Annotated in this window: 7 protein-coding genes; 6 read left to right on the top strand and 1 reads right to left on the bottom strand. The window is 32.9% G+C overall.

Annotation, left to right across the window (positions count from 1 at the left end):
* Positions 1-86 precede the first annotated feature (86 nt).
* The 4 genes from ACF91D_RS27845 to ACF91D_RS27830 all read left to right on the top strand — a co-directional run bounded on the left by ACF91D_RS27845 (position 87) and on the right by ACF91D_RS27830 (position 4,143).
* The gene (locus tag ACF91D_RS27845) at positions 87-1,070 is read left to right on the top strand and encodes an alpha-ketoacid dehydrogenase subunit beta (RefSeq protein WP_042738612.1); all 984 of its coding nucleotides are present in this window, start codon (positions 87-89) and stop codon (positions 1,068-1,070) included.
* A 12-nt stretch (positions 1,071-1,082) separates the two neighbouring features.
* Positions 1,083-2,363 carry a dihydrolipoamide acetyltransferase family protein gene (locus tag ACF91D_RS27840; RefSeq protein WP_107527622.1) on the top strand — a complete coding sequence of 427 codons (1,281 nt, stop codon included), beginning with the start codon at positions 1,083-1,085 and terminating at the stop codon, positions 2,361-2,363.
* Positions 2,364-2,702: 339 nt separating this feature from the next.
* A complete protein-coding gene (brxB, locus tag ACF91D_RS27835) occupies positions 2,703-3,140 on the top strand; it encodes a bacilliredoxin BrxB (RefSeq protein WP_042738614.1) in 438 nt (145 codons plus the stop codon).
* A gap of 10 nt (positions 3,141-3,150) precedes the next feature.
* Positions 3,151-4,143 carry an aromatic acid exporter family protein gene (locus tag ACF91D_RS27830; protein ID WP_042738615.1) on the top strand — a complete coding sequence of 331 codons (993 nt, stop codon included), beginning with the start codon at positions 3,151-3,153 and terminating at the stop codon, positions 4,141-4,143.
* A 287-nt stretch (positions 4,144-4,430) separates the two neighbouring features.
* Here the strand turns inward: ACF91D_RS27830 and prli42 are convergent, their stop codons facing one another.
* The gene (prli42, locus tag ACF91D_RS27825) at positions 4,431-4,529 is read right to left on the bottom strand and encodes a stressosome-associated protein Prli42 (RefSeq protein WP_157946403.1); all 99 of its coding nucleotides are present in this window, start codon (positions 4,527-4,529) and stop codon (positions 4,431-4,433) included.
* Positions 4,530-4,742: 213 nt separating this feature from the next.
* Between prli42 and ACF91D_RS27820 the strand changes: the two genes are divergently transcribed.
* Entirely contained in the window at positions 4,743-5,873 is a 1,131-nt protein-coding gene (locus ACF91D_RS27820; RefSeq protein ID WP_107527718.1) for a M20/M25/M40 family metallo-hydrolase, read from the top strand.
* An 82-nt stretch (positions 5,874-5,955) separates the two neighbouring features.
* Positions 5,956-7,365: an NADP-dependent phosphogluconate dehydrogenase gene (gene gndA, locus ACF91D_RS27815; protein ID WP_107527719.1), complete on the top strand. Its 1,410-nt coding sequence runs from the start codon at positions 5,956-5,958 to the stop codon at positions 7,363-7,365.
* The last annotated feature ends 174 nt before the right edge of the window (positions 7,366-7,539 follow it).

Here is a 7,539-nt window from a genome sequence, read left to right as displayed (position 1 = left end):
TAAAGCAACAAAAGAGGCTGAAAAAGCACCTTATCCATCGCCAGAAGAGACATATACACATGTTTATGAAGAAGGGAGCTTAAATAATGGCTAAATTATCATATCTAGAAGCGATTCATCAAGGTTTAGATCAAGCGATGGAAAGAGATAAAGATGTATTTGTATTAGGAGAAGATGTCGGTAAAAAAGGTGGCGTTTTCGGAGTCACTTTAGGCTTACAAGCAAAGTATGGCGAAGCACGTGTGCTTGATACACCTTTAGCTGAATCAAATATAGTAGGTACAAGTATTGGTGCATCAATGCTTGGAAAACGACCAGTTGCTGAAATTCAATTTGCCGAATATATTTTACCAGCAACGAATCAAATTATGAGTGAAGCTGCTAAAATGCGTTATCGCTCAAATAACGACTTCCATTGTCCTATCACGATACGTTCACCATTTGGCGGTGGCATTCACGGTGCATTATATCACTCTCAAAGTGTTGAATCTATATTTGCTTCTACACCAGGTTTAACAGTTGTTATACCTTCAACACCATATGATGCAAAAGGATTATTATTAGCTTCTATTGAAAGCAATGATCCAGTACTTTACTTTGAACATAAAAAAGCTTATCGACTATTAAAAGAAGAAGTACCAGAATCATATTACACCGTGCCTATCGGTAAGGCAGATGTTAAACGTCATGGTGACGATATTACAGTGTTCACTTATGGTTTATGTGTAAACTATTGTATCCAAGCAGCTGATATGTTAGAAGAAGAAGGAATTAATGTAGAAGTTGTTGATTTGCGTACAGTTTACCCATTAGATAAAAAAACAATTATTGAACGCGCAAAACTAACTGGTAAAATTTTATTAGTTACAGAGGATAATTTAGAAGGTAGTGTAATTTCAGAAGTTGCTGCGATTATTTCAGAAAATTGCTTATTTGATTTAGACGCACCGATTATGCGACTTGCTGGTCCAGATGTACCTTCAATGCCATTCGCACCAACACTCGAAGATGAGTTTATGATTAATCCAGATAAAATAAAAACAAAAATGCGTGAACTTGCAGAATTTTAAGGAGGCACAATCATGGAAATAAAAATGCCTAAACTGGGTGAAAGTGTACATGAAGGAACAATTGAACAATGGCTTGTTTCTGTAGGTGATACTGTAGAAGAATATGATCCACTTTGTGAAGTCATAACTGATAAAGTTACAGCAGAGGTACCATCTTCTTATTCCGGAACAATTAAAGAAATCTTAGTAGAAGAAGGCACGACAGTTCAAGTAGATGAAACAATTTGTATATTAACAACTGATGATGACTCCGAAGATACATCAGTAGACACGACAGCTACAGAAACTGTCCCTGACTCTAGTTCATCTACAGAATCAGAAACACCCGTTAATAGACAAGAACATCAAGAAAGAGATACTTCGAATGAAGAACAACCGAAAAATAACGGGCGTTATTCACCAGTTGTCTTTAAACTTGCTTCGGAAAATCAAATCGATTTATCACAAGTTGTCGGTACAGGTTTCGAAGGTCGAGTGACTAAAAAGGATATTCAAAAAGCAATTAAAGAAGGTGTAGGTAATAAACAAGAAACAGTAATTGCACCTAAAGATTCGCCAAAAGTCATTCAACAGGCAAAATACAATGAACCTTCACCAGGTTCTTCAATTCCTGTGAACGGCGTAAGGAAACAAATTGCTCAAAATATGGTCAACAGTGTCAATGAAATTCCTCATGCATGGATGATGGTTGAAGCAGACGCTACCAATTTAGTGAAAACTAGAAACTATCATAAGAACAGTTTTAAAGAGAGTGAAGGATATAACCTGACATTCTTTGCATTTTTTGTGAAAGCTGTTGCCGAAGGGCTTAAAGCTTATCCGTTATTAAATAGTAGCTGGCAAGATTCTGAAATTATAATGCATAAAGATATTAATATTTCAATTGCTGTGGCAGATGAAGATAAATTATATGTTCCAGTAATTAAAAATGCAGATGAAAAATCAATCAAAGGTATAGCCAGAGAAATAAACGACTTAGCTCAAAGAGCCAGAAATAAAAAATTACGTTCTGAAGATATGCAAGGTGGCACATTTACAGTAAACAATACAGGTACATTCGGTTCAGTTTCATCTATGGGTATTATTAATCATCCTCAAGCTGCAATTTTACAAATCGAATCTGTTATTAAAAAGCCTGTTGTTATTGATGATATGATTGCAATACGAAATATGGTTAACCTTTGTATCTCAATAGACCACCGTATTTTAGACGGATTACAAGCTGGTAGATTTATGAACTTTGTTAAATCACGTATAGAGCAATATTCTATTGAGCATACTAGTATTTACTAGAGTGTATGTAATATGAGTGCTATACACTTAAAGTAGTAAAGTATATTCATGATTAATAAATACACATTAAACAAAAACACTTTCGATAAATTTTCGAAAGTGTTTTTGTTATTTATAAAATTGAGTCCATTAAATAATTAATTGCAATTTTTAGTGATGTGAAATTAAGTAACACAAAATTTTCGATATCAAGTTATTTCAATTGCGAAGATTATAGCAAAATTCACTAAAGTTATAAAATATTCAATTTTTAAAATACTATAAACACAGCTGTTGAAGTATAATAGATATATATGTAGAATAAAAGTACTTAATTTGAAATGAAAGGTGACGTTAAAAATGGATTTAAATTTTGATTTATATATGACAGATGTTGTTAATCAAGCAAGAAATGAAATTGAGGCAGCAGGTTATGAACAATTAACAACTGCTGAAGAGGTAGATAGTGTACTACAACAAGATGGTACAACATTAGTAATGGTGAACTCAGTGTGTGGATGTGCAGGTGGCATTGCTAGACCAGCAGCAGCACATGCACTACATTATGATAATTTACCTGATCGCTTGGTTACAGTATTTGCAGGTCAAGATAAAGAAGCTACACAACAAGCGAGAGATTATTTTGAAGGTTATGCTCCATCAAGTCCTTCATTCGCACTTATTAAAGATGGCAAAATCACTAAAATGGTAGAACGTCATCAAATTGAAGGTCATGAAGTAATGGACGTAATCAACCAATTACAATCTTTATTCGATACTTATTGCGAAGAGAAATAGAGGAATATTCATGTCACGTTTAAATCCATATCGAATCGGATTTAGAACGATTAAGACAGCGATTGGGATGGCACTTGGTATAATAATAGCTAAACTAATTGGGCTTGATAATTTTGCTTCAAGTGCTATATTAGTAGTCTTATGTATTAAACATACGAAGGTTCATTCGCTTCAAGCAATCGTGTCCCGTTTTGTATCTTGTTTTATGATTCTAATTCTTGGTTCAGTCATATTTAGTTTGTTAGGACAAAATGCAGTAGTATTAGGTTTAATTGTATTATTATTTATTCCATTGACTGTGGTATTTAAAGTCCAAGAGGGTGTTGTGACAAGTTGTGTCATTTTATTACATGTTTTTAATGCCAAAACAATTGATGTGCATTTATTTGTTAACGAAATTCTGTTACTTATTGTAGGTTTAGGAATTGCCTTCTTAATGAATTTAATCATGCCAAGTCTGGATGGTACGTTAAAGCATTTCAAAAAGCAAATCGAAGATCAATACACTCAAATTTTTGAAACATTTAGTGAAAAGTGTAAAGTACCTAATCAAACATTAAATATCCCGTTTGATGATTTACAATTAACGATACAAAAAGCAAAATCAATCGCCTTTAGAGACGTCAAAAATCATTTTGTCAGAAATGAAAATTCCTACTATCACTATTTCGATATGCGAGAAGAACAATTAGATTTAATGCGTAGAATTGCATTAATGATTGAAAGTATTGAAATGAAAGATTGCTTACTGGATCAATTATCACAACTCTTAGCTGAAGTTGCGCACAATGTAAATAGTAATGATTATACGGCATTACGTTTACATTCACTTTATGAGATTAGGATAGAGTTAAATCAGTTGGATTTACCTACATCTAGAGAAATGTTTAGAACGCGCGCTAGTTTATTACAATTATTAAATGAATTAGAGGAATACTTAGTTGTAAAATCGCAGTTTGGTTCGTTAAAATACCACAATGGTACGAACACTGTCACTAACTAAATAATTAAATTTCATAACTATAAATAAATTACAAATTATTATTGTTACATTAAAAAGCCTCCACAAAAGCGATCTCTATGAATAAATACGCTTATGGAGGCTTTTTATCGTGCTGATTTTTGTATAACTGCGAACTTGTTATCTTTAAAATTTATGATTTGATATATTACTTTATGATTTATCATCAAAAATGAAGAAAACAAAAACCATAAATAGCACAGTTTATAAAGGCTGCATTATTTATGGCTTTAATAATAAAAAATATATAAAACAGATAACGCTAATGATTAATTTACTAATGGTACGACACTAGTTAATATTAATGCAAGCACAACAGCAATTAGCATCACAATAATAATAACTCTTAACACTTTATTGTTACTCACTATAATTCCTCCAAATATATTGTATTAACTCATATTTTATCCAAATATACGAAATTCTACAATACTTAACAACTATATTATATGCAATTTTCAAAAGCGAAAATGATACAAACAATCATATTTGTTTTGAAAACCGAAATAATTCGTTACACTTAACTATATAAATTATTAACATACATAAAAAATGTATTAAATGACAGGTAGGGGATATTTATGGTTAACGAACAAAGATTATTAGATACATTTTTAGAACTTGTTCAGACTAATTCTGAAAGTGGTAATGAAGGGCATATTCAAGCTCAATTAAAAGGTAAGTTTGAAGCACTAGGTTTATCAGTCGTTGAAGATCAAGCGAGTCAAAATCAAAACTTAGGCGCAAATAATCTGATTTGTACACTACCAAGCACAATCGACGATAAAGAAATTGATAAGGTGTACTTTACAAGTCATATGGATACTGTAGTCCCAGGTATAGACATTAAACCTCAAATAAAAGATGATGGCTATATCTATTCAGATGGTACTACGATTCTTGGAGCAGATGATAAAGCAGGATTAGCTGCAATTTTAGAAGCACTAGCTGTTATTCATGAAAATAAGCTACCTCATGGACAACTTCAATTTGTAATCACTGTGGGAGAGGAAATTGGATTAGAAGGAGCAAAAGCATTGCCTGCAGATTTATTACATTCAAATTTTGGATACGCAGTGGATGCCAGTGCACCTGTTGGAACTACAGTTGTAGGTGCTCCAACACAAATGAAATTTGATGCGACGATTTATGGAAAAACTGCGCATGCTAGTGTACCTGACAAAGGAATAAGTGCAATTAACATTGCTGCTAAGGCAGTAAGTGACATGAAATTAGGTAGAATAGATGAAGTAACAACAGCTAATATTGGTCGATTTGAAGGTGGCTCTGCTACAAATATTGTTGCCGATAAAGTTACATTAAAAGCAGAGGCACGTTCTCATTCAGATGAACGCATCGAACAACAAATTGAGCATATGAAATCAGTAGTTGAAAATACCGTTAAACGATATGGTACAAATGCTGATATAGAGATTACAAAAAGTTATCCAGGATTTAAAGTAGCTGAAGATGCTAAAGTAACAGAGATTGCTAAAGAAAGTGCAATTCAATTAGGATTAGCTGCAGATACAATCATTGCAGGCGGTGGCTCTGACGGGAATATTATTAATGGTTTAGGTATACCTACTGTGATATTAGGCGTTGGATATGAAAATATACACACAACATCAGAACGTATGCCAATAACTTCATTAAATCAATTGAGTCAGCAAATATTAAAAATTATAGAAATAGTTACAAATAACAAATAAATCTGAAAACTGATTTAGTGATTATTATATATGCTTTATGATACAATGAACTAGAAAACTTTGTAAAAGAGAGGTAAGTAAAATGGCACAACAAATTGGTGTAGTAGGTTTAGCAGTAATGGGTAAGAACCTTGCTTGGAATATTGAATCTCGTGGTTATAATGTTGCAGTATATAACCGTTCTTCTGAAAAGACAGACGAGATGGTTAAAGAATCTGAAGGCAAGAACATTCACCCAACATATTCAATTGAAGAATTTGTAAATTCATTAGAAAAACCCCGTAAAATTTTATTAATGGTTAAAGCTGGTCCTGCAACTGACAAGACAATCGACAGTTTATTACCATTATTAGATAATGATGATATCTTAATCGATGGTGGTAACACAAATTATCAAGATACTATCCGTCGTAATACAGCACTGGCAGAAAGTGGCGTAAACTTTATCGGAATGGGCGTATCTGGTGGAGAAGTCGGTGCCTTAACTGGACCTTCATTAATGCCAGGCGGTCAAAAGGAAGCATTTGATAAGGTAAGCGATATTTTAGAAGCAATTTCAGCAAAAGCCAAAGATGGTGCTTCATGTGTTGCATACATTGGACCAAACGGTGCAGGTCATTATGTAAAAATGGTACATAATGGTATCGAATATGCAGATATGCAATTAATCGCTGAAAGTTACGCTATGATGAAAGATTTACTTGGTATGTCACACGAAGAAATCGCTAAAACATTTAAAGATTGGAATGCTGGCGAACTTTCTAGTTATTTAATAGAAATTACTGGTGACATCTTTGGTAAATTAGATGATAAAGGTGACGGTCCTCTTGTTGAAAAGATTTTAGATACTGCTGGCCAAAAAGGTACAGGTAAATGGACTTCAATTAACGCTTTAGAATTAGGTATTCCATTAACAATTATTACGGAATCTGTATTTGCTCGCTTCATTTCTTCAATTAAAGAAGAACGTGTTATTGCATCTAAACAATTGAATGGTCCAGCTTCTCAATTTGATGGTGACAAAGAAGAATTCTTAGAAAAAATCCGTAAAGCTTTATATATGAGTAAGATTTGTTCATATGCACAAGGGTTTGCACAAATGAGAAAAGCAAGTGATGATAATGAATGGAACCTTAAATTAGGCGACTTAGCTATGATTTGGAGAGAAGGTTGTATCATCCGTGCACAATTCTTACAAAAAATTAAAGATGCTTATGATAATGATGAATCATTACGTAACTTATTATTAGATCCATACTTCAAGGATATTGTTACAAATTATCAATCAGCATTACGTGACGTAGTTGCTACAGGTGTACAAAATGGTGTACCAACACCTGGTTTCTCAGCTAGTATTAACTATTATGATAGTTACCGCTCTGAAGATTTACCAGCAAATTTAATCCAAGCACAACGTGACTACTTCGGTGCGCACACTTACGAACGTAAAGACATTGAAGGTGTGTTCCATACACAATGGATTGAAGAATAAGCACTTTATTAATTTAATATACTGCGATATTATTATAGAACATAATAAAGTAATTGAATAATTGTATTCATTAATAACTTTGCGATATGAATAAATAAACGCCAATTCCTATTTAAAGCTAGTAGGGATTGGCGTTTTAATTATTTTAAATGGAAATAATCACTTAACAATATA

It is taken from the genome of Staphylococcus sp. 231237_7MaSpsaltlick (assembly GCF_043107035.1).
Note: the sequence above shows the minus strand (reverse complement) of the source record. Positions and strands in the feature narration are given on the sequence as shown.

Bases quoted from the DNA above. Each gene is read 5' to 3' on its own strand.
- ACF91D_RS27845 (WP_042738612.1), top strand. From the start codon at position 87: ATGGCTAAATTATCATATCTAGAAGCGATTCATCAAGGTTTAGATCAA.
- ACF91D_RS27830 (WP_042738615.1), top strand. From the start codon at position 3,151: ATGTCACGTTTAAATCCATATCGAATCGGATTTAGAACGATTAAGACA.
- brxB (WP_042738614.1), top strand. From the start codon at position 2,703: ATGGATTTAAATTTTGATTTATATATGACAGATGTTGTTAATCAAGCA.
- ACF91D_RS27840 (WP_107527622.1), top strand. From the start codon at position 1,083: ATGGAAATAAAAATGCCTAAACTGGGTGAAAGTGTACATGAAGGAACA.
- gndA (WP_107527719.1), top strand. From the start codon at position 5,956: ATGGCACAACAAATTGGTGTAGTAGGTTTAGCAGTAATGGGTAAGAAC.
- ACF91D_RS27820 (WP_107527718.1), top strand. From the start codon at position 4,743: ATGGTTAACGAACAAAGATTATTAGATACATTTTTAGAACTTGTTCAG.